At 59.2% G+C, this 336-nt stretch carries 1 protein-coding gene; it reads left to right on the top strand.

All coding sequences use genetic code 11. From position 1 onward, the window contains the following. A partial coding sequence (locus B2W52_RS22090) for a 5'-3' exonuclease (RefSeq protein ID WP_286804097.1) occupies nt 1–336 on the top strand: 336 nt, incomplete at both ends.

Genomic DNA, 336 nt, shown 5'->3' on the forward strand with positions numbered 1-336 from the left:
TCTCCACCGGCGACAAGGACATGGCGCAGCTGGTCAGCGATCACGTTACGCTGATTAACACCATGACCGAGACCCGGATGGACCGGGACGGCGTGGTGGAGAAATTCGGCGTTACTCCGGAGCAGATTGTCGATTACCTGGCCCTGGTGGGCGATAAGGTGGACAACATCCCCGGCGTCAACAAGTGCGGACCGAAGACCGCGGTCAAATGGCTTCAGAGCTACGACAACCTGGACAACGTCATCGAACACGCCGACGATATCAAAGGCAAGATCGGTGAATACCTGCGGGACGCAACGGAGACCCTGCCCCTGAGCCGTGAACTGGCGACCATCC

The organism is Marinobacter sp. UBA2498, from assembly GCF_002341575.1.
Taxonomy (GTDB): domain Bacteria; phylum Pseudomonadota; class Gammaproteobacteria; order Pseudomonadales; family Oleiphilaceae; genus Marinobacter; species Marinobacter manganoxydans.